Source organism: Methylomonas rosea, assembly GCF_024505055.1.
GTDB lineage: Bacteria > Pseudomonadota > Gammaproteobacteria > Methylococcales > Methylomonadaceae > Methylomonas > Methylomonas rosea.
In genome coordinates, this window is record NZ_JANIBL010000045.1 from 17,201 (window position 1) to 41,232 (window position 24,032).

Consider the following 24,032-nt stretch of genomic DNA (forward strand, 5'->3'; position numbering starts at 1 on the left):
AAACATTGCCGATTAATTTTTATTTGTTAAAGAAGGTTTTATGAAAAATATGACATGGCGTTACGGCCTATTACTGATTGGTCTGATCTGGTCAGGCGCGAATCAGGCTAGTGGTATTCGGATACCGGAAAATCAGGATTTAATAGGTGGGACTGTGTCTATAAGCAGACCCCCGCTGGAAATAACTGAGCGGCCATCCTTGAAAGGAGGTGACATAGTTATTTTGTCGGGTGGCAATATTCAACTTGAAGCAACTACTCCATCCATCACAAATACAGGATCTCTTCCATCACCAATCTCGCTGAGCGAGCCCACATTTTTGGCATTAAATCAAACCTCAGGCCTTACCCACATTGGGGACTATTTTGACATTGCATTAATGGCATTCGTGCCTTTAGCTAACGCCAGCCCGGATGAACTGGTGTTGGGCTTTGGTGTTAATACCCAACTCGGCGGCGCGGGTGCCGCGCAGTTTTTGGGAAGCACCATCAACTCATTATTCACCGATATTTCAACGCAAGAAGGCGTGAACTTGGCTGCTGCTGGTTTGGCGTTTCCTGGTTTGGGTTTAAATGACGTTGGCTCGTTAATCTCCTTAGCGGTTTTGCATTTTCAGGCGGTTACAGCGGGAACTTTGAATATCGCGATTACCAGTGATTTGAATGATCTCAATCAAGGATTGATCTTTTTGAATCAAAGTCCGTTGGCGATTAATACCAGCATTGGCGTCGACATCACTGCGGTGCCGTTACAGCCGTCTTTATTGATGTTTGTTAGTGGGGTGATGGTGAGTTTGGGTGGGTTTCGGCGGAAGCGAGGCTAAAACTGTTCACACCCTGTCGAGGACTAATTTCTTAGGAGAATAATCGGAGTCGCTAACGCGACGGTTATTCTAATGTCGGTTCGCGGACCGACGACCGCGATACTTTCTTTTGCTTGGCCAAAAGAAAGTATCCAAAGAAAAGGCCACCCGACATTCCGCCATAATCCTGCGCTTCTCGCTTTTGCCGAAGGTTTTCGGAAGGGCCATCCTTGGCCCTCCGAAAACGCGCGGCATCCCTGCCGCGCCCCTGCGGGCTATTCTCGCCAAAAACTGCGATGCTCGGGGCGGAATAACGGGAAAAAACCACTCCCGAAATTTAGTAAAGAATCAAAATGCGTAGGGTGGGCAACGCTTTTCTGCCCACCGTTAGCGGTATATATTTAATGCCGCGTGGGCACAAAAGCCGTAGCCACCGGGTTTATTCTGCTCGGGTTACCGAATTTTACAAGCTCCTCATTAATTTGGATTTAAGAACGTTTTATTTTTATCGCAAATCTCCCAGTTGACAGAGCACTGAGCGCATATCACTTTGTTTCGCCCGGTTTTTTTTGCCTCATAAAGAGCCTCATCCGCTGTCTGCAACAGCGTATCCACGTTTGATGGCGCACCAGACCATTGACTTATGCCAATCGAGACTGTGACATTTATCGTCTCCTGCTTGTCCGACAAAACTGGCGTAGCGGCGACGGCTTTACAAATTCGGTTAGCGATAAGTTCGGCTTGATTGGCCGTTGTGTCAGGCAGCAGCGCAACAAATTCCTCGCCTCCCAGCCTGGCAAATACGTCGATTTCTCTCAACACGGCGGCGCATGTGCCGGAAAATGCTTTAAGCACTTCGTCGCCTGTTGCATGACCATACATGTCGTTAATGCGCTTGAAATGATCTATGTCAAGCATCAGTAATGACAAGGGCGCGGGTTTTCTGAGCGTGCGGCTAATTTCCTGCTTTGCAAGTTCGAGGAAACGCCGTCTGTTCACTAAACCCGTCAGCACATCAGTATGGGCTTGACGTTCCATGTCCAAAATATGCTCTGCTTGCAACTGCCGTCGTAATCTTCTTTGCATTATTAGATACGCCAAAGCTGTGGTAGCCAGCGCTATCAGCACATAAAACACAATCACAACAGGCCAGGTGAAATCCTGTGATGCCAAAGACGTTTTCGAGAGCGACCTCGGCGGCAACCACAACACAAGCTTCCAGCGATAAGCCTGAGCGTTGATTGTCGAAATAGCGTCCTCTGCTAATTGCGCCGAAAATGCGTCATTGGAAAGTGATGCGTTTTGCCATGGGCGAAGTGTTTTGAACAGAAACATACCCTCATCGCTTAAAATACTGCCATGCTCTTCGCTATTGACATGATGCCAAATAGTGGGAAATTGATATGCAAAAACGTCGGATGATTTTTCGTGGGCAAAGCCCCATTCTTTCTCGGGCGCATGACTATTGGTAAGCCAATAGCCTTCCTCGTTAATTAGCATTACCTCATGTAAGGCATCGTTGGCATTGCTGCTATTGGCATCTTTCAATGCATCGAGCATTTCTTGAGCGTTATAGTTAAAAATGATAACGCCCTTGCCATTGCCAAGATCGTCAAACACATGTTTCGCAAAACGCACCATCGGCCTGTAAGGCGTTTCGAGTTTGCCTTGTTCCATGTTCAGATCGAACGGGGAGATGTAAAGCTCTTTTTCATCGAGCGCCATAGCCGCTTTAAAAAAGTAACGATCCGCTTTGTTTTGCAGCTCTTTGTCCGGCGTGACATAAGACTGGTTCAGCTGACGTGACACCCTGACAACTTCCTTCCCGTCATTCGCGATAAAACGAATTTTATAGTAGCGCCCGTAAGCCCTAGATATCGCCAAAAAGGTACGGGTCATGGCCGCCAAATTTTCCGGGTTTGGGTTGTTCAAGTAACTTCTAACGACCGGTAACTGCGTAGCGACGTTTAAATCAGCAATAGGCTCAAACATTGCTCGTTGAATTAGTTGTTCGGATAAAGCCAGGTATCCGCTTTCCCGGGTCCGAATAACTTCGAGCCGACGTTCTTCCGAGAATCGGTAAGCGCTATATGCAAATACCGTCAAAAGCGAGGCCACAACAAAAAATAGGAACATAGCCAGCAACAAAAATTTGCCGAGAGGAATGCGCATACAAATTCTTCCAGTGCGGGTGATCGAAAAAAGAATGGCAAACTGCGTAGCGGAAATTATAAGACTGAAAGGCGCAATTCGTAGGGCGTTCAAAAGAAGTAGCCATATTGCGCCGCATGTTGGCCTTAAAGCATTCGGCGCATTGCGCTATCGCTATTGCTTCCTACAAAACTGTACGAATATTAGCTGGATTTCAAATTTCGCGGCGAGGTTTTCTCCCGAATGCCGCGCCGAGCACCGGAGGGTTTGAACGGATTCGCCCGTCAGGGGCGCCGCAGGGATGCGGCGCGTTGCATGCAGGGGCTGGGAAGCCCCTTCAGGCAACCCCGTTCAAATCCGAGGAGCGCAGGGAACAAGCGGCATCCGGGCCGCCTTTTCTTTGGATACTTTCTTTTGGCGGAACAAAAGAAAGTATCTCGGCTGTCGGGCCGAGACCCGACTTCAAAACACCCGTCGCGATAGCGACACCAAATGAGCTCTGAACCCTAACATTGAAGTTATTTTGTCCAATGCCCGAGCTCCGAGCTCGACCAACCGAGAAAATTTCTCCATCACTCGAGATCAAAACTCCATCATCCGAGCTATTTTCTCGATCATTCGAGCTCTGACCCTCGCCATTGGAGTTATTTTGTCCAACCCCCAAGCTCCGAGCTAAAACGATCGAGAAAATTTCTGCATCGTTCGAGCTCCGAACTCCATCGCCCAAGCTTTTTTCTCAATCATTCAAGCTCGGAACCTAATCATTGAAGTAATTTTGTCCAATGCCCAAGCTCCAAGCTCGAACGTTGCAGAAAATTACGCCAGCTTCCAAGTAATTTTCTCGGTCATACCGGTGCAAAACCCAAATCGCCGAGCTCCGAACCCGACCATCGGCGATATGTTGTCCCACACTCCCACAAAGCCGGGCCCCGGATACTCTCCCGTGTATTACGTTTCACGAAATCTTCATCCAACAATCACAAGTTCATCACAAAATTTCCTTAGGCTGTACTTGCTTTACCCATAGCGATGGAAATTTCTCAACCCAATATGAACGAGCAGCCGGTGACTTATAACAAAAACCCGCGCGCTGTCTTTATCGGAGCACTCTAAATGATCAAAAAATCTGTTCTTGCCGTGGCCTTGCTGTCGGCAATCTGCACGCAAGCCGAGGCGATTACCATTAGCGCCGATGGTGCCTGGCATGCGTTTGATGTAGATAATTCAGTGTCTAATTCCGGCGGTCTGGAATGGATAGACCTGGATAACAATTCGTTGAGCTTTGATTTTACATTGACCGGCTCGGCGATTTTGCGCGTAGTCGACGCCGGCTTCGCTGGCGATAGATTCAAGATTTTTAACACGGCCAGCGTACTCGGCGAAACCTCGGCCGCCGTTAACAATTATCCAACGTCTGTTTACAGCGATTTTGACTTGGCTTACGCCAGCTCAGACTACAGCCGCGGCGAATTTCTGTTGGGTGCCGGCAGTTATCAAATCAGCGGCCTGCTGATCCAATCCGCTCTGGACGATACCTCGGCAGAGATTAACGCCACCATCGGCGCGGTCAGCCTGACCGCCGTGCCTCTGCCTGCCGCTGCCGGCTTATATGCAGCCGGCGCCGGCCTGATGGGCTTGGTATCTCGTCGCCGCAAATCTACTAAATAAGGGATAAACCGATGAAATTAAACAAACTAGCTATAGGCATCGCACTGGGCTTGGGCACACTGGGCGCTGCAAACGCGGTAACCACCATCCCCACCACCACGATCAAAATCGTCGCCTTCAACGATTTTCACGGCCAATTGGAATCGCCGGGCACTTTCCGGCAAACGCCCACCAGCGCGGCATCCACCAATATTCCGGTCGGCGGCGTCGATTGGATGGCGGGTTATATTAACGATCTGAAAAACCAAAATCCCAGCACCGTAGTGGTCTCGGCCGGCGACATTATCGGCGCGACGCCGCTGGTTTCCGCGCTGTTTCACGACGAACCGACTATCGAAACTATGAACCGCCTGGGTCTGGAATTTAATGCAGTCGGCAATCACGAATTCGACGAAGGCAAAACCGAGCTGAAACGCATGCAAAACGGCGGTTGCCATCCAACCGATCCCAACTCCTGCCAAGGCGCTTCAGTCGGCACACCGGTGCCGTTCGAAGGCGCGGATTTCAAATTTCTGGCTGCCAACGTGGTCGAAACTGCCTCCGGCAAAACCCTGTTTCCGCAATACGCGATCAAAGTAGTCGGCGGCGTGCGGGTCGGCTTTATCGGCATGACTTTGAAGGAAACCCCCACCATCGTCACCCCCACCGGCGTGGCCGGCCTGGAGTTCAAGGATGAAGCGGCGACTGTCAATGCCTTGATTCCCAAATTGCGGGCGCGCGGCGTCGAAGCGGTGGTGGTGTTGATTCACCAAGGCGGCACGATACCGGTGACGCAAAGTGCATCTACCATCAACAACTGCGATGGCGGTTTAAACGGTTCGCCGATCAAATCCATCGTCAATCAATTGGACGACGAAGTGGATTTGGTGATCTCCGGCCACACTCACCAAGCCTATAACTGCCAAATCGCCAACAAAGCCGGCCGCTTGATTTCGGTAACCAGCGCCAATTCGCAAGGCCGGGTATTGACCGACATCGACGTGGCTATCAGCACCGTGAACGGCGAAGTCAGTAGCGTCAGCGCCGAAAACATCGTCGTTGATCGCAGCAACACCGCCATCACACCGAATGCGGCGATTAAAACCATCGTCGACAATTACAAAGCCCTGTCCACCCCTATCGCTAACCGGGTGATCGGCAGCATCAGTGCGGCGATTACTAGAACCGCTACCAGTGCCGGCGAGTCCGCCTTGGGCGATGTGATTGCCGATGCGCAATTGTTGGCTACCCAAAATGTCGGCTTTGGCGAAGCAGTGGTGTCATTCATGAACCCCGGCGGCATCCGCGCCGATTTGACCTTTCCATCCAGCACTGCTAACGAAGGCGACGGCAAGGTCACTTACGCGGAAGCCTTTACCGTACAACCCTTCGGCAACACCTTGGTGACACTGACCTTGACCGGCGCGCAAATCCACACCTTGCTGGAACAACAATTCACCGGTTGCACCGTGGGCTATCCAGCCGGTGCGCCAGTGGCTGGCCAGGCGTCCAATCGCATCATGCAAGTGTCGAATGGCTTTAGTTACGAATGGCGGGAAAAAGGCACGGCTTGCGATAACGTCGATCCAGCCAGTATCACAATCAACGGTGTCGTGGTCGACCCAGCCGCCAGCTATCGGGTCACGGTAAATAACTTCATGGCGGACGGTGGCGATCAATATTATGTTTTGACGCAAGGCACCAACCGCCTGGGCGGCGCGCTGGATCTGGATGCGCTGGAAAACTACTTTACCGTTAACGGTACGGTAGCCCCCGGCCTGCGAAATCGGATTTTGCAGGCTCCAGCGCCGGCACTGTAAGTTTTATAGATTAGTTGTAAGCTCTGTAGTAGTACTCGGGCCCGCTGGTACGCGATACAGCGGGCTTTTTTTTTGCCTGAATAACGATGTTTCAGCGGCCACTGCCATACTGGCTAAAGCCAGAATCGAAACTTCTCAGCGAACGCCTTACGGCACCTGGGCTCCCGCCTACGCGGGAGAGACGATTTTTAAGGGCCGGAGTAATAACGAAAAGCCTTTCGGGGGTTAATGATGATGCTCATGCCCCATCTGCGCTTGCACTTTAATCACGAACGGATCGGACTCCTTGTCGCCCAGATCGGCAAAATCGATTACGTCGTAACCGTTGACTGGCGTCGGTTGCCAGGGCGCGGCTTTCAGCGGATAAGCGTTTAGCAATTCGGTACGCTCGGAAAACTCGCCATGTTCACGTTCAATCAATGCAGGTAAGGCCAGATCCAACCTCATCACCACATGCCATTCGGTGTCGGCGACTTTGCCTTGATATTCGCGGGTCGGGATGCCATCGGTCCATTCGACTTCTTCGGCAGTCAGTTTGTCCAGCAGCTGACTATCCAGCAACAGCGCCAATTTTTGCCAGGACGGCGTGATGTCCAGCATCCGTAAATCGCCGGCTTGAAACTCGATTGCCCGCTGGTCTTGGTGATAAAGCTTACGGTGAATCAGCTCCTGGCCGTCGCGTTGCCACAGTTCCCCCAAGCCCAGTTGTGGCCTTTCTATCGTAATCTGCTGGCTATCGCGCCAGAAGCGCCAGCTGACCTGTGCGGGCAGTGCCTGGTGCTCGTCGTGTTCGTGCTCTTCGCCGGTGCGGGTGGTGACAAACTCGGCGGCTACCGCCGGCAAGTTTGCCGCAGATAGATCGATAACCTGAGTGTTGGCGGCGTGTTTGGCCGGCACATGGCTGCAAGCCGCCAAAACGATCAATAAGCCCAAAGCAAACAGTTTGCTTAAAAATTTGAAAATAGTGTTGAACATGGATCCTGCACTTTAGCGGTATTCAAAAAAAATCAGGGACGGCTAGCGTCCCTGATTCGGCTTTGGGAAAAGTCCCTGACTATTTGCGCATGCCTAGCGCATCAGCCATCACATGATAAATCACGTTTTGTTCCAGCGTACCGCGTACCAGATAAGCGCCAGGGCCATCCGCATAGATAGCCACGTCTTCGCCGGCGTGGGTTTCCGCGCTCATCGGTACTGTAGCTTCCTGCATGTAGTTCGGATTGCTGGTATCAACCGCTGTCAAATCAGGACGCAATTTGCTCCCTGCATAAGCGGCGGCCACGGTGCCTTCGTTGGCTGGATTGAATTCCTTGCGTTGCAAGCCGCCGGTCCAGCCCGGACCGTTAGCATACGACAAGGTGGTGTAAGGCAAACCCAAAGAATCCTTCAGCGTAACGCCGTCAACCGCGGTTTGGCCCAGGATAGGATTGCCGCGCGACGGATAACCGGCGATGGTGAACACATGGCTATGATCAGCAGTAACCAGGATCAAGGTGTCTTCGTCACGAGTCAGTTGTTTGGCTTTTTTTACCGCATCCGATAGCGCCACAGTATCGGTCAGGGCCCGGTAAGCGTTACCTGCGTGGTGAGCATGGTCGATACGGCCGGCTTCCACCATTAGATAATAACCTTTGCGGTTTTTTTCCAGAATTTTGATGGCTTTTTCGGTCATCTCGGTCAAGGACGGTTCGCCGGCGGCGTCTTGCGCACGGTCGGCTTCATAGCGCATGTGCGAACGTTCGAACAAACCCAACAAATGATCGGTAGATGCTGGGTTTACCGCGTCGAACTGCGCTTTGTTCCAGACGTAGTCGGAATTATTGTATTGCGACGTCCATTCCAAGGTCAGATCGCGGCCATCGGCACGGCGACCTTTTTGGGTGGGGTACTCGGGGTCGGCAACAGTATTGGGCATGAAGTAGCTACGACCGCCGCCCAAAGCCACTTCCAATCCATCGCCGTAAGGAAACTCCAGCAACTGGCGGGCGATGTCCTTAACTGTGGCGCCAGCCGGCAGATTGCTGTCGGCTTCCCAGTCGCGGTTGGATATATGTGCGTAGTTTACCGCTGGCGTGGCGTGGGTAAAACGGGCGGTTGTGACTACGCCGGTGGACATACCTCGTTCTTCGGCACGTTCCAGGATGGTTTTCACGCTTTTCGCCGCAGTGACTTCCGCGCTAGGTTCGGTACGGTTGATGCTTTGATCGACGGAAATAGCACCGTCGTTGGTTTTGATACCGGCCACCATCGCGGTAGCGGTAGGCGCGGAATCCGAGGTTTGCTGATTAGCGCTGGCCGTCACCGAAAACGCCAGGTTATTAAATTTTTCAAAGCCCAAACGGTTGAACTCGCCGTCGCGTCCGGCCATTTGGCCTTCCAAAATCCGTGCAGCGGTGACGGTGGAAACGCCCATGCCGTCGCCTACAAACAAGATGACGTTTTTGGCTTTGCGCAGTTGTGCTACGTCTCGTTTGTTAACCAATACCGCAGCTTCGCCGGCTTTGAACCATTCGAGGCCTGATGTCGGTACTTGGCTGGTTTGGGCGGGTTTGTGATGATCGCGGTCGGCATGGTCATGGGCTACTGCGGCTACCGATAAGGTAAAACCGAAGGCACCAACAGCGACCGCCGCCAGTTTTTGTGGATGTGTTTTTTTCATGTGTTGCTCCGAGAGCGGTTTACGGAGCCGCAACATTAGCGCTTGAATATGACAAGCACGTTACCGGCAAAGCGAGAGTTCACGCCGCAAAAATGCGAAAAGCCAGGTTAGCCGAAATCTCGATGCTAACCTGGCTTAAGAGGGTGTTTAGTCTTTGCGACCGCGTTTCATGCCTATCAAGCCCAGCAACGCGGAACCAAACAACCAAACCGCACCCGGTACCGGCACGGCAGATACTTTATACAGCGAAGTGGTTTCGCTAACTTCGTTAGCAACCGCCAGATAACTGCCCTGGGCGTTGCTGAAGAAGCTCAGACCTTCCGGACCGACGTCGCCGCCGGTGAACAACATATCCAAAAACGCCGGGCTATTCAGGTCGGTCAAATCCCACACCATGATCGCGTTGGAGCGCTCCAAACCCAGAAACAACAAGTCGCGGCCGTCAACTTTACCAACTACCGCGCTTTCCGGCTCCGGACCTTTGTTATCGCTGCGGCCATCGTCCCACAAGGCCTCGTAGGCAGCATTGCCGGGATTTGCGGCGATCAATGATTTTATGGTTTGCTCTAACTTATCGCCGGAGTCGAACACCATGGTGCCGTTGGCATCCAGAATCGAGAAAGAGCGAGCGCCGAATACTTGCAGTTGATCCAAGTCGCCGTCATTGTCAAGATCGCCGCTTTTTGAAACGGTCAAACGATTCAATTTATCGTTGTTGGTTTGCCAATCCGCGCCATGCGCAGCTGCCATAGCGGTAGCCAATACTGGGTCGATAGTAGCTGCGCCCACCCGCACCTCTTCCGAACCACCCGGCCAATCTTCGCGTGAATCGCCTTCGTTGGCGGTCACATAATACTGATTGCCGTCTTTGCTAAAACTGGCGATGCCATCGGGCATATACATACCCATCACGTTCCAGTTCTGGATATTGCCTTTTAAAGCCGCAGTGCCGGCACCGTCTCTATCCGAGACATCCAGACCATTACCGGCCAGACTGTGATCCTTCAACCCCAGCGCCTTAATGTCAGTCACGGTCGCGCTGGCGATATCGATGACGGCGACGGAATTGGCCTCTTGCAGCGTGGCAAAGGCTTTGGTGCCGTCTTGGCTGACCGCAATATATTCCGGTTCCAAATCTTGGGCGACGCTGGCGTTCGGGCCGGTCAGACGCACGCCGTTGGCTTTCAAAGCCGCCGCCGCGCCGTTGTAAGCAGAAAATCCGGCAGTTTGAACCGCAAAGGTATTGGTGTTGATAATACTGACCGAGCCTTCCGGATCGCCGCTAGGCCCCACCAAATAGCTGCTGGGTTCGCCTTCGTTAGCCACCAGCAAGCGGCTGCCATCGGGCGTATAAGTCACTGCGTCGGGATTGGCGCCCACTGTCACACTTTGTTGCAGGGTGTAGTCAGCCGCATTGTAGAAACGCACTAAACCCGCATCGGTTTTAGTCGGCGCGGTTAAGGCAATGGCGGCTTGGCCGTTTTTCACTGCCACACTATTAATCCCGCCGAGCGCACTGGTGGAGATGCTTTGCAGCAAATTGCCATTCATGTCCAGTACGTCGATACCGCCTTGGCCGATATTGGCCTGATTGGCATCGGTTCCGGCTACCCACAAGCGGTTATTGACCGCATCGTAGGAGACGATTTCCGAACCCATGGCACTGGAACCGTTCGCTGCTGAGTGATTAAAAGTCCATTGATGCGACCATTGAAAATCCGCGGCCGCACTGGCATTAGTAGAGGCCAGCACCGCAGCGACGCCGGCGGCAATTAAAGTCTGTTTCATAAAAAATGCTCCTGAGACACTATTTGTTTGGTATTTGATGTAAGGATTTGTGAGCTGCATCGCACCGACATCGTCGGAACGGTAGTCTTGCGAATGGTAAATAGCCTTTGTGACAGTAGCGTTACGCCACAACCGAACGGCAAAGAGCAAAAAAATTGACTCGATTCCATATTTCAATTATTGTTGAAATATGGAAAATAAAACTGCTGTGATCGCCCTGGCCGCACTGGCCCAAGAGTCCCGTTTGGCTATTTACCGCGCCTTGGTGCAGGCTGGCCCGACAGGATTGGCTGCCGGAAAAATCAGTGAAGTCACCGGCATTGCGCCGTCTTCCCTGTCGTTTCATTTGAAGGAATTGTCTTACGCCAACCTGGTGAGCTCGCGCAACGAAAGCCGCTTCGTGATTTACACCGCTAACTTTTCGGCGATGAACGATCTGTTGGCGTTCCTGACCGAGAACTGTTGCAACGGCAACGCCTGCTTGTCGCTTGCGGCCTGTTCCGGCAATAACGATTCTTTACCCTCAACCCCGACCGACAATCCATCATGAACGTATTATTTTTGTGTACCGGCAACTCCTGCCGCTCCGTACTTGGCGAGGCCACTTTCAATCACTTGGCGCCGGCCGGCTGGCATGGCCTGAGCGCCGGCAGCAAACCGACCGGCAAGATTCACCCTCGCTCGCTGGCCTTGCTGGCGAGAGAAGGCATTTCTACCGAGGGCTATTTCAGCAAGTCCTGGAACGACCTGCCGGTGACACCAGACATCGTTTTGAGTGTGTGCGGCAATGCCGCCAACGAAACCTGTCCGGCCTATCTCGGCCCGGTAATGCGCAGCCATTGGGGCGTCGAAGATCCCGCGCATGTCGAGGGTACCGACGAAGAAATCGACGCGGCCTTCATGGTCGCTTACCGCATTCTGCGCCATCGCATCGAACAGTTTTTTGCCTTGCCGCTGGACCAATTAACGAACGATCCGGAGCGCCTGAAAGCCGAATTGGATCGCATCGGCACTTTGTTGCCTCAGTAGTTAAGGAGTTTCCTTATGACCAGTATCCATGTATTTGACCCAGCGCTGTGTTGCAGTACCGGCGTTTGCGGTGTGGAAGTCGATCAACAGTTGGTCGGCTTTGCCGCCGATGTTGATTGGGCCAAACAGAACGGCGCCAATATTGAGCGCTTTAATCTGGCGCAAACCCCCTTGGCGTTTGCCGAAAACCCGGCGGTAAAAGCCTTTCTGGAACGCTCCGGAGCCGAGGCATTGCCCTTGATCTTGGTCGATGGCGAAGTCGCCCTAGCCGGTCGCTATCCCAATCGAACCGAGTTGGCACGTTGGGCAGCAATTAGCGTAACGGAAGAGCAGGCTCCGTCGGGCTGTTGCAGCGGCAGCAGCTGTTGTTAGCGTCTGCTATTAGTGCCGTGAACAGCGATTGCAAATTTCTCGAACAAGCGCCGCGCTTTCTATTTTTTACCGGTAAAGGCGGCGTCGGCAAAACGTCCATCGCTTGCGCGTCAGCGATGCAATTGGCGGATGCCGGCAGACAGGTGTTGTTGGTGAGTACCGATCCGGCATCGAACGTCGGCCAGGTATTTGGCATCGCTATCGGCAATCAGATCACTGCCATTCCGGCCGTACCCTGCCTGGCGGCCTTGGAAATCGATCCGCAAGCGGCGGCGCAAGCCTATAGAGACCGCATCGTCGGCCCGGTGCGCGGCGTGTTACCGGACAGCATCGTCAAAGGCATAGAAGAACAATTGTCCGGGGCCTGTACCACGGAAATCGCCGCGTTCGACGAATTCACCGCACTATTAACCGACTCGGAATTGACCGCCGGTTACGATCACATCGTATTCGATACCGCGCCGACCGGCCACACTATCCGTCTGCTGCAACTGCCCGGCGCCTGGAGCGGCTTTCTGGAACAAGGCAAAGGCGACGCCTCTTGCCTAGGCCCCTTGGCCGGTTTGGAAAAACAGCGCAGCCAATATAAAGCCGCCGTCGCAGCATTAGCCAATCCGCAGCGCAGTCGGTTGATCCTGGTCGCCCGCGCCCAACAATCGACCTTGCGCGAAGTGGCACGTACCCACGAAGAATTAAACGCCATCGGCTTATCGCAACAGTTTTTGGCAATCAATGGCATCTTGCCGGAGAGCGCAACCGCACAAGACCCGCTGGCCATCGCCATCTACCAGCGTGAGCAACGTGCTTTAGCCGACATGCCGGCAGGGTTAAAAAACTTACCAATGGACCGCATTGAACTAAAGCCCTTCAATCTGGTTGGGCTGACGGCGTTGAGGCAATTGCTAGGCACAGCCGCGCCGCTGGCGATGCCTGACAATGAACTTATGCCGGCCATACCCGTGCCAAATCTATCAACGTTGGTGGACGAGATTGCCGCCGACGGCCATGGACTGGTGATGCTGATGGGCAAAGGCGGCGTCGGCAAAACCACGCTGGCCGCCGCGTTCGCGGTCGAACTGGCGCGACGCGGTTTGCCGGCGCATCTCACCACCTCCGATCCTGCCGCCAATTTAACCGACACACTGAACGGCGCTTTGCCGGATCTGACGGTCAGCAAAATCGATCCGCATGCGGAAACCGAACGCTATCGCGAACATGTGCTGGCAACAAAAGGCGCCAAACTGGACGAGGCAGGCCGGGCTTTGCTGGAAGAAGACTTGCGCTCGCCTTGCACCGAAGAAATTGCGGTGTTCCAAGCCTTTTCCCGCATTATCCGCGAAGCCGGCAAGAAATTTGTAGTGATGGACACCGCGCCGACCGGCCACACCTTACTGTTATTGGACGCGACCGGCGCTTACCATCGTGAAGTGTCTCGGCAAATGGGCGATGCCAAACAGCATTTCACCACGCCGATGATGCAATTGCAGGACCCGCGCCAAACCAAAGTGCTGATCGTTACCTTAGCGGAAACCACGCCGGTGCTGGAAGCGGTCCATCTGCAAGACGATTTACGCCGGGCCGGCATCGAGCCCTGGGCCTGGGTGATTAATAACAGCGTGGCCGCAAGCACCGTGCATTCCCCGCTGTTACGGCAACGTGCCGCCAATGAATTGCCGGAAATCGGCGCAGTAGCCAGTCGATATGCCCAGCGTTACGCGCTCGTGCCGTTGTTACGGGAAGAACCGACCGGCGTGGAACGCTTGCTGGCATTAGCCGGCGGTCATAACTAAGCAACACTAGCAAATCTCCAAGCTCATTCACCCTTTGTCTCGGAGCAAACCCGATGAAACGCCTGCATATCCATCTCGCCGTCGATGATCTGGCGAAAAATATCGACTTTTATAGCGCACTGTTTCAATGCGAACCAACCGTGCACGAAGCCGATTATGTTAAGTGGTTACTGGACGATCCGCGCGTCAATTTCGCGATTTCCAATCGCGGTCGCCAACCGGGTCTGGATCATTTGGGGATACAAGTGGAGTCGGGTGAGGAATTGGAAGCAGTCGAGCAAAATCTGGCCGCTGCCGAATTGCCGGTTGCAGAGCAAAAACAAGCCAACTGCTGCTATGCCCAGTCCGACAAATACTGGACCGTCGATCCGCAAGGCATCGCCTGGGAGGCCTTTCATTCCTTGCAGACCATTCCCTTATTTGGAGACGATCAAGTCCTGCAACTCGAACCCTCTAGCAGTTGCTGCAAACCGCCGGCAGCCGATAGAGCCGAGTAGCCAAACCATTGCCCTCATATCTTTGGAGATTTAAATGAACACCCCGCATTGCCCCAATGCCCGCTTGTCATTTCTCGACCGTTTTCTGACCCTATGGATTTTTATCGCCATGGCGCTTGGGGTTGGCATAGGTTTTCTGTTTCCGACGGAAGTAAGCAATTTCAACGCAGCAGTTTCGGTCGGCACCACCAATATCCCGATTGCCATCGGCTTGATCGTGATGATGTATCCGCCGCTGGCCAAAGTCCGTTATGAAGAACTAGGCGACGTATTTCGCAACTGGCGTATATTGGCCGTGTCCTTGCTGCAAAACTGGCTGCTCGGCCCGGTATTAATGTTCGCGCTAGCCATCGTGTTTCTGCGCGATTATCCCGACTACATGGTCGGCCTGATCTTGATAGGCCTGGCGCGTTGCATCGCCATGGTCATCGTCTGGAACGAGCTGGCTAACGGCGACAACGAGTATGCGGCGGGTTTGGTGGCATTTAACAGCGTGTTTCAGGTCTTGTTTTATAGCGTTTACGCCTGGCTGTTCATTACCGTGTTACCACCCTGGTTTGGCATGCAAGGCAGCTTAGTCGAAATCACTATCGGTGAAATCGCCAAGAGCGTATTCATTTATCTGGGCATTCCGTTTCTAGCCGGTTTCAGCACGCGTTTTCTGTTGGTCAAGGCCAAGGGCAAAGATTGGTATCACCAAACTTTCGTGCCGAAGATCAGCCCGCTAACCTTGATTGCTTTGCTGTTTACCATCGTGGTGATGTTCTCGCTGAAGGGCGATTTGATCGTACAATTGCCGTTGGACGTAGTGCGGATTGCGATACCGCTGCTAATTTACTTTGTGGTGATGTTTTTGCTGAGCTTTTTGATGGGCAGAGCCATCGGCGCCGGCTACGGTAAAACCACCACGCTGGCATTTACCGCGGCCAGCAATAATTTCGAATTGGCTATTGCGGTGGCGGTGGCGGTGTTTGGCATTAATAGCGGCGCGGCATTTGCAGCAGTGATAGGGCCATTAATCGAAGTACCGGTGATGATCGCTTTGGTCAACGTAGCCTTCTATTTTCGCAAGCACGGACTGATTCAAAATTGACATTCGTTTACCCAACGATTCGTTTACCCAACCTTAAGCTTACAAAGGAACACTCTCATGGCTGCCGATAAATCAAAAGTCGATAGAAAGAAAATTGCGGTGGAAGAACCGACTTACGACCAACTGAAAAACTTTTCTCGCTTTAACGGCTTAAAAACTCGGACGGTGGTGGCATCTATGGTAGATATAATGCTGCAAGACGAGGTTTTGAGCCGTCGCGTCGTCGAGCAGTGCCTTGCTGCCGACGCAGAGGAAGCCAATTAGCGCGCGCCAGACCTTGGTCGCCGGCAATTTCAAGCCTTGTTGATTGAAATCAAAGCTATCAACATAAGCACGCGCAATAATTCAACCCGGCATGTTCAATCGCGCATGCCAACGCCATTTTTTAGACTCATCAGCGATTAAGTCAGGTGATGACGATGGACAATGACATTTTAATCGATCAAGCCCGGCAGCTTTATGCCGCATTACATGCGAGACAGATCAGGCTGTTTGCTGCCAACCCTACTGCACTGGATCGCCTGGAGCGTTTGGTCTTCGGTGCTTATGGCCGTTATCAGCGCCGCTTAAACCGCTGCGCGCTTTGTTACCAAACCCGCAAGCATGACTGCGTCCGGGAGCCCGGTAAAAAGCGTATTCCGTGCCAACGCCGCAACCCCTTCGTCCCGATAGCCACGTTTTGATCGGCAATATTTTGCTGTCCACGCCCGGCTAATTTGTTTAGTATTGCGCCATGGATGACGGCGAATTTGCACATCTTCCGCAGCGAGAACGATAGACACCGCGCGGCTGGATTATGTGCATTGGCGCATAGAGAGACAAGGCAGGCACTTTCGCTAGGCAAGCGGAATGTAACGGCTTCCACAACTAATCTTGTGGCTCCGCTCTTCCAGGTAGACTGCCAGTGAACGATTTGAAAAATCTAGCGCCAAATTATGAATGGTGTATGGGGTGGCTCATGATTTTTCAATTGCAATGGGACACGACGATTCAACAAAACTGCCCAGTAACTCGAAGATGAATACTTTTATTGAGTCCGTACTGGTACAGGCGGACTATAAACCGGAAAGGCTCTTGCAGATGCTAAGAGCCGTGCAGGCTCAGTACCTGCATATTCCCCAGATGGCTATCGAACAATTGGCCGCAGCCCTGCATATCCCCCGCACCCAGATTATTGCCGTTGCGGAATTCTACAGTTTCTTGCATCTGACGCCGCAAGGCCGTTACGACATTCATATCAGCGATTCGATTACCGATAGAATGCTGGGCAAGGAAAAATTGCTGAATTACCTGGCGGAAAAGCTGAAGGTCAAAGTCGGCCAGGTTCGTGCCGATGGCTTGGTCAGTCTGAATAACACCTCCTGCACCGGCATGTGCGACCAAGGCCCGGCCGGTTTGGTTAATGGCTATGCGTTGACGCGTCTGGATCATTCCAGAATCGATGTGATTGTCCAGTTGATCGAGCAGCAAGCGCCTTTGAGCGATTGGCCGGCAGAGTTCTTCGCGGTTGACGAGCCAATCCGCAAACCCGGCCTGCTGCTGAACCAGCCGTTCAATAGCGGCGCGGCACTGGCAGCCACTTTTGCGCGAGGCCTTGCGGAAACCTTGGCGGAAGTAGACAGCTCCAACCTGCGCGGCCGTGGCGGCGCCGGCTTTAAAACGGCTCTGAAATGGCGAACCTGTTCCGTCCAAGCCGCTACCCCGCACTATGTCATCTGCAACGCCGACGAGGGCGAACCCGGTACTTTCAAGGACCGGATGCTGCTCGATCTTTACGCGGACCAAATCTTCGAAGGCATGACCTTATGCGCGGCCATTATCGGCTCGGACCAGGGTTTACTGTATCTACGCGCCGAGTATTTATTCCTCTACGAGCAATTGCAGCGCGTGTTACAGCGGCGCCGCGAAAGCGGTTTGCTCGGGCGCAATATCCTTGGCCGGGACGGCTTTGATTTTGACATCGAAATCCGCATGGGTGCCGGCGCTTACATCTGCGGCGAGGCCTCCGCGCAAATCGAATCGTTGGAAGGCAAGCCCGGCATTCCCCGGGTTAAACCGCCCAACTCGGTGATCTGCGGCTATCAACGCAAGCCCACCGTGGTCGATAACGTCGAGACTTTTTTTGCTGCGACCCACATCGCTATTCAAGGCGGGCAATGGTTTGCAGAGGTCGGCACCCCGCAATCGACCGGCAGCAAACTGCTCAGTATCAGTGGCGACTGCGCACGTCCCGGCATTTACGAATACCCGTTCGGCACTCCGATCGAGGATATTTTGCGGGACTGCGGTGCGGACGATGTGATGGGTGTGCAAGTGGGCGGACCGTCCGGCACCTTTATTTCCAGCCGGGAACTGCAACGCCGGATAGCCTTCGAAGACCTGTCCACCGCCGGCTCGTTTATCGTGTTCAACAGTAGCAGGAATATTTTCGACATCGTCCAAAACTTTACTGATTTCTTCGCCCACGAAAGCTGCGGCTTTTGCACGCCGTGCCGGGTCGGCACCACGCTATTGAAAAACCAGCTACAGAAAATTGTCGAAGGCAACGGTGCTGCGGTAGATTTGGAAGAGCTCAGCGAGTTATGCCTGATCGTCAAAAACAACAGCCATTGTGGTTTGGGCGATTCCGCCGCCAATCCGATTTTAAGCACCTTAGCCAGCCACCCCGAGTTGTATCTGAATCAATTAAAACAAAGTAGTTTTACGCCGGGCTTTGATTTGGACGCCACCCTGGCCGTGGCGCGACGCATGGCGCAGCGCGACGACGACGCGGCGCATTTATCGCAAGTGGAGAACTGACATGAGCGGCACCCTTTGCATCGACGGCATCGCCGTGCCGTTCAGCGACGGCCAAACCATTATCGAGGCGGCGCGCACTGCCGGCGTGTACATTCCCTATCTGTGCCACCGGCCGGGCTATGCCCCTTACGGCAGCTGCAAATTGTGTACGGTCAAAGTCAATGGTCGAACCAATACCGCCTGCACGCTGCCGGCGGCCGACGGCCAGACCGTAATCAGCAACAGCCCTGACCTGCAACACGACCGCCAACGCATCACCCAGATGCTGTTCGTGGAAGGCAACCATTTCTGTCCGTCCTGCGAAAAATCCGGTAATTGCCAGTTACAGGCCGTGGCCTACCACCAGAACATGCTGGATAACCACTACCCGCATTTTTATGCCCAGCGGGAACTGGATGCCTCACACCCGGATATATTAATCGACCACGACCGCTGCATTTTTTGCAACCTGTGCGTACGCGCCAGTAAGGAAAAAGACGGTAAAGAGGTATTCGGCATCGCCGGGCGTGGCATTCACAAACGGCTGATCGTCAACTCTCCAACCGGTAAGTTGAAAGACAGCGATATTAGCGTCGATGACGAGGCTGCTCATGTCTGTCCAACCGGTGCGATTCTGGTGAAACGCAGTGCATACCTCGCACCAATTGGCGAACGCATTTACGACCACCATCCCATCAGCGAAGTGGCCTGCGAAAGGGCGGTTCTGGAAGCCGGCGCGGCAACAGGCTACCCAAGCTGCGATCAGACCAAGCTACCGCAGAATGGCGGACCTGATTCCCACTACGCGGCAACCATGCCGCCTGCTCCGGATATCAAACATGGCCGCTAAGATTAAAATCGCCACCACCTCGCTGGCCGGCTGCTTCGGTTGCCATATGTCGTTTCTGGATATTGACGAGCGCTTGTTGAAATTGGCGGACATCGTCGAATTCGACCGCTCGCCGCTGACCGACATCGAACACTGCGGACCCTGCGACATAGGCCTGATCGAAGGCGGCGTGTGCAATTCCGAAAACGTGCATGTGCTGCGCGAATTTCGCAGTCACTGCAAAATCCTGGTGGCGGTCGGTGCCTGCGCGATCAACGGCGGCCTGCCGGCGCTGCGTAACTTTTTTAAGTTGGAAGATTGCCTGCTGGAAGCCTATCAAGACGGCATCGGCGTGGACAATCCGCAGATACCCAACGATCCGGAATTGCCTTTATTGCTGGACAAGGTGCGTCCGGTCCACGAAATTGTGAAGATCGATTACTTTATGCCCGGCTGTCCGCCGTCCGCCGATGTGTTCTGGACCTACCTCAACGCATTGATCGAAGGCCGCGATCCAAATTTACCTTATGAATTAGTCCATTACGACTAATAGGGAACCGCTGTGTACGAACATCTTGAAACCGCCGATCCGGCTTTAGTCGAGAGCGGCAAGCTAAAACGGGTCGCAGTCGACCCGGTCTCCCGCGTCGAAGGCCACGGTAAAGTCACGCTGCTGTTAGATGAAAACAATAAAGTCCAGCAAGCCCGCCTGCACATCGTCGAATTTCGCGGCTTCGAAAAGTTTATTCAGGGCCGCCCTTACTGGGAACTGCCGGTGATGGTGCAACGCTTGTGCGGCATCTGTCCCGTCAGCCACCATCTGGCCGCCGCCAAGGCCATCGACCAGTTGGTCGGCGTCGATCCGGTTAACTTGCCGCCGGCAGCGGATAAATTGCGTCGCTTGCTGCATTTCGGTCAGGTTTTGCAATCGCATGCTTTGCATTTCTTCCACCTGTCTAGTCCGGATTTGCTGTTCGGTTTTGAAAGCGAGATCGGCAAGCGCAGCATTGTGGCGGTGCTGACTGACTATCCGGATATTGGCTTGCAAGGCGTGAAACTGCGCAAATACGGCCAGGAAGTGATCCGCATGGTGTCGGGCAAGCGTATTCACGGCACCGGTGCAATCCCCGGCGGCATGAACAAAGCCTTGACCAAAGCAGAGTGCGATTATTTAAAACAAGACATTGCGCAGATCGTGATCTGGGCGGAAGCCGCTTTGCAACTGGTCACAAAAGTCCACACCTCCAACCTGCCTTATTACGACGACTTCGCCACCATCCGCAGCAAATATCTAAGCTTGACCAAGCCTAACGGCGCGCTGGAGCTTTATCACGGTGGGATTCGGGTGAAGGGCGAGCAAGGCGAAACCCTGGTCGACCATTACGATTATTGCACTTACCCTGAGCTGATCCGCGAGGAGGTCCGTTCCTGGACCTATATGAAATTCCCCTACCTGACTTCGCTGGGCAAAACCGACGGCTGGTACCGAGTCGGGCCGTTGGCGCGGATCAACAACTGCGATTTCATCGACACGCCGCTGGCAGAAAGCGCCCGTGTGGAATTCAAACGACATAGCGGCGAAGCCATGGTGCATAGTACCCTGGCTTTCCATTGGACCCGCATGATCGAATTGTTGCATTGCGCGGAAAGCATCCAAGCCTTGCTCGACGATCCCGACTTGCTAAGTAACGATCTGGTCGCCAAAGGCGAAAAGCGCCACGAAGGCATCGGTGTGATCGAAGCCCCGCGCGGCACGCTGTTTCATCATTATCAAATCGACGAAAACGACATTGTCACCAAAGCCAATCTGATTGTCTCCACTACCAGCAACAACACGGCGATGAACGAATCGGTACGCCAGGTGGCAGCGGAATATCTGTCGGGCCGAGAATTATCCGAACCGTTGCTGAATAACCTGGAAGTAGCGATCCGCGCCTACGACCCTTGCCTATCTTGCGCCACACACGCAGTCGGCAAAATGCCGTTGCAGTTGGAATTGATCGATGCCGAAGGTAAGCTGGTGGATACACTAATTCGGCATAGCAGCGGCGAATTTATTCACAGCAGCGCATGACCAAACCCATCCTGGTGTTCGGTTACGGCAACCCTAGCCGTGGCGACGACGCCGTTGGTCCATTGGTATTGGACCATCTTGCCGAACAACTCGACCTGACCCGTATCGAATTGCTCAGCGACTTTCAATTGCAAATCGAACACGCGTTGGATTTGCAAGGTCGCGAATTGGTAGTGTTTGTCGATGCGTCGGTCAACTGCCCTGAAAGCTTTGCCTTTACCCGATTAATTCCCTTACAAGACCACAGCTACAGCAGCCATGCGCTGAGCCCTGCGGCGTTGCTGTCGGTTTATCAATCCGTCAGCAAACAGGTAGTCCCGCCCTGCTTTTTATTAAGCATCCAAGCCGAAGCCTTTGAACTGGGCACTGGTTTGAGCGAACGTTGCAGGGCCAATTTTCAACACGCTTGCCACTTCCTGGAAAAGCTGCTGGCGCAGCCGCTATCAACCATCGTCAAGAGTCAATCTGAAAGCTGAATCGACTGCGCTTTGGAGACAAGCGCCAGCCGAGCGCCCCATTAAAGTGCGGACAGAACCTGCGCACAACCTTATGCTGTTATACAATAATTAATAAAACTGTCACAAATAAGGAAACACCATGTTCTCTCTACAAACCATCTTTGGCAAAGGCGATAAATTTTATGGCTTGCTTGAAGCCAGTGCGGAATCGGCACACGCCTCAGCCAAGGCCTTGATAGAGCTGCTCAGCACGCCCACAACCCAACAATCACTGGAAAAATTTAAACAGGCGCGACGCCGGGAAAAGAATTTATTCGGGCAAATCAGCGAAGAATTAGTCAATACCTTTGTTACCGTGCTGGACCGCGAGGATATCGAAGCGCTGAACGGCGCGCTGTATAAGATTCCCAAAGTCGTGGAAAAATTTGCGGAACGCTACAGCTTAGCCTTGGGCCGCATCGGCGATGTAGACTTCATCAGCCGCGCGCAGATGCTGGAACAAGCCTGCGAGGTTTTGGAGCAAATGGTGGGACAGCTGCGCAAAGGCATGGATTTGGATGAAGTCAAACGCCTAAACGATCAACTGCAAACCATTGAAGCGGAAGCCGACGACCAAATACTTGAACTATATCGCGACGTCTATACCAACGAAACCGATCCGATCCGCTATCTGGTCAAAACCAATTTGTTTGAAATCCTCGAAAAAGCCATCGATCGCTGCCGCGATGCCGGCAATGTGGTTTATCACATCGTCTTAAAAAACTCATAGAAGGACTGTCATGCTGACATTGCTTTTGCTGGTCATTCTGGCGGCACTGATATTCGAGTTCGTCAACGGTTTTCATGACACCGCCAACTCTATCGCCACGGTGGTTGCCACCAAAGTACTAACCCCTACCCAGGCGGTCATCCTGGCTGCTGTAACTAATCTGGTCGGCGCATTGTCCGGCACCGCCGTGGCCAAAACCATTTCGTCCGGACTGGTCGATACCGGCATGGTCACAATCACCTCAGAAGTACTGATCTGCGCGCTGACCGGAGCGATTATCTGGAACCTGATTACCTGGGCCTTGGGCCTGCCCTCGTCTTCCAGCCACGCCTTGATTGGCGGCTTATGCGGCGCGGCTCTGGCGGCGGGACACAATAATCCGGATGTGTTGATATGGTCGAAAACCGCATTAGTGTGGACTGAAAACAAAGGACTGCTCTGGAAAGTGGTGATTCCGATGATCAGCTCCCCGATAGCCGGTTTTACCTTGGGCATTTTGATCATGGGTTTGTTGATGGCGATCATCAGCGGCATGAATGCCGCCGGCGGCCTGTTGGGGCAAATTTCGCGGCCGAAATGGATCAATGCCTTGTTCGGAAAAGCGCAATTGTTGTCGGCCGGCTATATGGGATTTGCGCACGGCAGCAATGATGCGCAAAAAACCATGGGCATCATCGCACTGGCCATATTTACGGCAAACAACGCCGGCACGCTGGATCAATTGCCGGGTTGGGCGGAATTCCTGCGTCCGGACGGCGGCGAAAAAGACATAGACACCTGGATCGTGTTCAGTTGTGCGTTGATCATGGCACTCGGCACCTCGGTGGGCGGCTGGCGAATTATCAAGACTCTTGGACACAAAATGGTCAAACTGCACCCGATAAACGGCTTCGCGGCAGAAACCAGCTCCGCAACCATCCTGTTGGCTGCCGCGCATTTTGGCATGCCGGTTTCCACCACACATAGTATTTCCACCGCGATCATGGGCGTAGGTTTTGCCAAAAACCCTCACACCCTGAAACTTTCCGTGATCGAGCGGATTGTTTGGGCATGGGTTTTAACCATCCCCGCCGCCGGGGGTATTGCCTGGGGAATGGTGAGCTTATTGCCACTGTTGCAGAATTAAGCCTGGACTCAAATCGCTGATTTGAATGACAGTCATGGAATTTAGGGTCGGGTTAATAATTGACTACGCGAATTCCCAGGGTAGCCTATTTGATAAGGGAGACTAATGCTGTAAAAACCATATCCTTGTAGCACAGCCCCAAAAATTACTGGTCGCCCCCATTGAAGTATTCATACTTTTCCTAAATTTAGAGGTGACTGAAATGATGAGAGAAATACTGGAAATCGTGATGTTGTTGGGCTTGATGGGGGGCCTGTTTTTCGTGAAACATGAGTTCGAGAAAGACAGGCGGGAAAGACTGAGCGACGGCAAACCGGAACCCAGAGAATGAGACAATTTAGGCTCTAGTT

Annotated in this window: 23 protein-coding genes; 19 read left to right on the plus strand and 4 right to left on the minus strand. The window is 53.3% G+C overall.

The window, feature by feature from the left end; genetic code table 11:
* The first annotated feature begins 40 nt into the window (after positions 1–40).
* A complete protein-coding gene (locus NP589_RS14405; protein ID WP_256607610.1) occupies positions 41–823 on the plus strand; it encodes a hypothetical protein in 783 nt (260 codons plus the stop codon).
* A gap of 456 nt (positions 824–1,279) precedes the next feature.
* On the opposite strand, the gene NP589_RS14410 is transcribed toward NP589_RS14405, so the two are convergent.
* Positions 1,280–2,974 (minus strand): sensor domain-containing diguanylate cyclase, encoded by a 1,695-nt coding sequence (locus NP589_RS14410; RefSeq protein ID WP_256607611.1) that lies wholly within the window; start codon positions 2,972–2,974, stop codon positions 1,280–1,282.
* Positions 2,975–4,066: 1,092 nt separating this feature from the next.
* Here NP589_RS14410 and NP589_RS14415 point away from each other — a divergent pair.
* Together NP589_RS14415 and NP589_RS14420 are read left to right on the plus strand one after the other, a co-directional pair.
* Positions 4,067–4,621: a hypothetical protein gene (locus NP589_RS14415; protein ID WP_256607612.1), complete on the plus strand. Its 555-nt coding sequence runs from the start codon at positions 4,067–4,069 to the stop codon at positions 4,619–4,621.
* Between the two features lie 11 nt (positions 4,622–4,632).
* Positions 4,633–6,420, plus strand: a complete 1,788-nt coding sequence (locus NP589_RS14420) for a bifunctional metallophosphatase/5'-nucleotidase (protein ID WP_256607613.1) — start codon at positions 4,633–4,635, stop codon at positions 6,418–6,420.
* Between the two features lie 225 nt (positions 6,421–6,645).
* Here NP589_RS14420 and NP589_RS14425 read toward each other — a convergent pair whose 3' ends face one another.
* From NP589_RS14425 to NP589_RS14435, 3 genes are all read right to left on the minus strand, one after another.
* A complete protein-coding gene (locus NP589_RS14425; RefSeq protein ID WP_256607614.1) occupies positions 6,646–7,395 on the minus strand; it encodes a hypothetical protein in 750 nt (249 codons plus the stop codon).
* Positions 7,396–7,474: 79 nt separating this feature from the next.
* Entirely contained in the window at positions 7,475–9,079 is a 1,605-nt protein-coding gene (locus NP589_RS14430) for an alkaline phosphatase (RefSeq protein WP_256607615.1), read from the minus strand.
* A 147-nt stretch (positions 9,080–9,226) separates the two neighbouring features.
* On the minus strand, positions 9,227–10,867 hold the full coding sequence (locus NP589_RS14435) for a choice-of-anchor I family protein (RefSeq protein ID WP_256607616.1): 1,641 nt from the start codon (positions 10,865–10,867) through the stop codon (positions 9,227–9,229).
* A gap of 190 nt (positions 10,868–11,057) precedes the next feature.
* Here NP589_RS14435 and NP589_RS14440 point away from each other — a divergent pair, with 190 nt between their 5' ends.
* From NP589_RS14440 to NP589_RS14515, 16 genes are all read left to right on the plus strand, one after another.
* On the plus strand, positions 11,058–11,417 hold the full coding sequence (locus tag NP589_RS14440; protein ID WP_256607617.1) for an ArsR/SmtB family transcription factor: 360 nt from the start codon (positions 11,058–11,060) through the stop codon (positions 11,415–11,417).
* The gene (locus tag NP589_RS14445; RefSeq protein ID WP_256607618.1) at positions 11,414–11,896 is read left to right on the plus strand and encodes an arsenate reductase ArsC; all 483 of its coding nucleotides are present in this window, start codon (positions 11,414–11,416) and stop codon (positions 11,894–11,896) included. The genes NP589_RS14440 and NP589_RS14445 overlap by 4 nt, the downstream gene beginning before the upstream one ends.
* A gap of 15 nt (positions 11,897–11,911) precedes the next feature.
* A complete protein-coding gene (gene arsD, locus NP589_RS14450; RefSeq protein WP_256607619.1) occupies positions 11,912–12,268 on the plus strand; it encodes an arsenite efflux transporter metallochaperone ArsD in 357 nt (118 codons plus the stop codon).
* A gap of 17 nt (positions 12,269–12,285) precedes the next feature.
* Positions 12,286–14,058 (plus strand): arsenical pump-driving ATPase, encoded by a 1,773-nt coding sequence (gene arsA / locus NP589_RS14455; protein WP_256607620.1) that lies wholly within the window; start codon positions 12,286–12,288, stop codon positions 14,056–14,058.
* Positions 14,059–14,111: 53 nt separating this feature from the next.
* Positions 14,112–14,555 carry an ArsI/CadI family heavy metal resistance metalloenzyme gene (locus tag NP589_RS14460; protein WP_256607621.1) on the plus strand — a complete coding sequence of 148 codons (444 nt, stop codon included), beginning with the start codon at positions 14,112–14,114 and terminating at the stop codon, positions 14,553–14,555.
* Between the two features lie 34 nt (positions 14,556–14,589).
* Complete coding sequence (gene arsB / locus NP589_RS14465; protein WP_256607622.1) at positions 14,590–15,648, plus strand: ACR3 family arsenite efflux transporter; 1,059 nt, start codon at positions 14,590–14,592, stop codon at positions 15,646–15,648.
* Positions 15,649–15,705: 57 nt separating this feature from the next.
* Positions 15,706–15,912, plus strand: coding sequence for a hypothetical protein (locus tag NP589_RS14470; protein WP_256607623.1), 207 nt, complete (start codon positions 15,706–15,708; stop codon positions 15,910–15,912).
* Between the two features lie 155 nt (positions 15,913–16,067).
* Positions 16,068–16,331 (plus strand): hypothetical protein, encoded by a 264-nt coding sequence (locus tag NP589_RS14475; RefSeq protein ID WP_256607624.1) that lies wholly within the window; start codon positions 16,068–16,070, stop codon positions 16,329–16,331.
* A 334-nt stretch (positions 16,332–16,665) separates the two neighbouring features.
* Positions 16,666–18,447 carry an NAD(P)H-dependent oxidoreductase subunit E gene (locus NP589_RS14480; protein WP_256607625.1) on the plus strand — a complete coding sequence of 594 codons (1,782 nt, stop codon included), beginning with the start codon at positions 16,666–16,668 and terminating at the stop codon, positions 18,445–18,447.
* Position 18,448: 1 nt separating this feature from the next.
* Positions 18,449–19,276: a 2Fe-2S iron-sulfur cluster-binding protein gene (locus NP589_RS14485; protein ID WP_256607626.1), complete on the plus strand. Its 828-nt coding sequence runs from the start codon at positions 18,449–18,451 to the stop codon at positions 19,274–19,276.
* The gene (locus tag NP589_RS14490; RefSeq protein WP_256607627.1) at positions 19,266–19,805 is read left to right on the plus strand and encodes an NADH-quinone oxidoreductase subunit B family protein; all 540 of its coding nucleotides are present in this window, start codon (positions 19,266–19,268) and stop codon (positions 19,803–19,805) included. Before NP589_RS14485 ends, NP589_RS14490 begins: the two co-directional genes overlap by 11 nt.
* A gap of 12 nt (positions 19,806–19,817) precedes the next feature.
* Entirely contained in the window at positions 19,818–21,329 is a 1,512-nt protein-coding gene (locus NP589_RS14495; protein WP_256607628.1) for a Ni/Fe hydrogenase subunit alpha, read from the plus strand.
* Complete coding sequence (locus NP589_RS14500) at positions 21,326–21,805, plus strand: hydrogenase maturation protease (protein ID WP_256607629.1); 480 nt, start codon at positions 21,326–21,328, stop codon at positions 21,803–21,805. The genes NP589_RS14495 and NP589_RS14500 overlap by 4 nt, the downstream gene beginning before the upstream one ends.
* 121 nt (positions 21,806–21,926) lie before the next feature.
* Positions 21,927–22,556: a DUF47 domain-containing protein gene (locus NP589_RS14505; protein WP_256607630.1), complete on the plus strand. Its 630-nt coding sequence runs from the start codon at positions 21,927–21,929 to the stop codon at positions 22,554–22,556.
* 10 nt (positions 22,557–22,566) lie between these two features.
* Positions 22,567–23,682 (plus strand): inorganic phosphate transporter, encoded by a 1,116-nt coding sequence (locus NP589_RS14510; protein ID WP_256607631.1) that lies wholly within the window; start codon positions 22,567–22,569, stop codon positions 23,680–23,682.
* A gap of 202 nt (positions 23,683–23,884) precedes the next feature.
* Positions 23,885–24,013, plus strand: a complete 129-nt coding sequence (locus NP589_RS14515) for a hypothetical protein (protein ID WP_256607632.1) — start codon at positions 23,885–23,887, stop codon at positions 24,011–24,013.
* Positions 24,014–24,032: the final 19 nt, after the last annotated feature.

Coding starts and splice junctions, on each gene's coding strand:
- NP589_RS14485 (WP_256607626.1), top strand. CDS start 18,449: ATGAGCGGCACCCTTTGCATCGACGGCATCGCCGTGCCGTTCAGCGAC.
- NP589_RS14505 (WP_256607630.1), top strand. CDS start 21,927: ATGTTCTCTCTACAAACCATCTTTGGCAAAGGCGATAAATTTTATGGC.
- NP589_RS14420 (WP_256607613.1), top strand. CDS start 4,633: ATGAAATTAAACAAACTAGCTATAGGCATCGCACTGGGCTTGGGCACA.
- NP589_RS14445 (WP_256607618.1), top strand. CDS start 11,414: ATGAACGTATTATTTTTGTGTACCGGCAACTCCTGCCGCTCCGTACTT.
- NP589_RS14440 (WP_256607617.1), top strand. CDS start 11,058: ATGGAAAATAAAACTGCTGTGATCGCCCTGGCCGCACTGGCCCAAGAG.
- NP589_RS14425 (WP_256607614.1), bottom strand. CDS start 7,395: ATGTTCAACACTATTTTCAAATTTTTAAGCAAACTGTTTGCTTTGGGC.
- arsB (WP_256607622.1), top strand. CDS start 14,590: ATGAACACCCCGCATTGCCCCAATGCCCGCTTGTCATTTCTCGACCGT.
- NP589_RS14435 (WP_256607616.1), bottom strand. CDS start 10,867: ATGAAACAGACTTTAATTGCCGCCGGCGTCGCTGCGGTGCTGGCCTCT.
- NP589_RS14460 (WP_256607621.1), top strand. CDS start 14,112: ATGAAACGCCTGCATATCCATCTCGCCGTCGATGATCTGGCGAAAAAT.
- NP589_RS14415 (WP_256607612.1), top strand. CDS start 4,067: ATGATCAAAAAATCTGTTCTTGCCGTGGCCTTGCTGTCGGCAATCTGC.
- NP589_RS14480 (WP_256607625.1), top strand. CDS start 16,666: ATGAATACTTTTATTGAGTCCGTACTGGTACAGGCGGACTATAAACCG.
- NP589_RS14430 (WP_256607615.1), bottom strand. CDS start 9,079: ATGAAAAAAACACATCCACAAAAACTGGCGGCGGTCGCTGTTGGTGCC.
- NP589_RS14475 (WP_256607624.1), top strand. CDS start 16,068: ATGGACAATGACATTTTAATCGATCAAGCCCGGCAGCTTTATGCCGCA.
- NP589_RS14405 (WP_256607610.1), top strand. CDS start 41: ATGAAAAATATGACATGGCGTTACGGCCTATTACTGATTGGTCTGATC.
- NP589_RS14500 (WP_256607629.1), top strand. CDS start 21,326: ATGACCAAACCCATCCTGGTGTTCGGTTACGGCAACCCTAGCCGTGGC.
- arsD (WP_256607619.1), top strand. CDS start 11,912: ATGACCAGTATCCATGTATTTGACCCAGCGCTGTGTTGCAGTACCGGC.
- NP589_RS14510 (WP_256607631.1), top strand. CDS start 22,567: ATGCTGACATTGCTTTTGCTGGTCATTCTGGCGGCACTGATATTCGAG.
- NP589_RS14490 (WP_256607627.1), top strand. CDS start 19,266: ATGGCCGCTAAGATTAAAATCGCCACCACCTCGCTGGCCGGCTGCTTC.
- NP589_RS14515 (WP_256607632.1), top strand. CDS start 23,885: ATGATGAGAGAAATACTGGAAATCGTGATGTTGTTGGGCTTGATGGGG.
- NP589_RS14410 (WP_256607611.1), bottom strand. CDS start 2,974: ATGCGCATTCCTCTCGGCAAATTTTTGTTGCTGGCTATGTTCCTATTT.
- NP589_RS14470 (WP_256607623.1), top strand. CDS start 15,706: ATGGCTGCCGATAAATCAAAAGTCGATAGAAAGAAAATTGCGGTGGAA.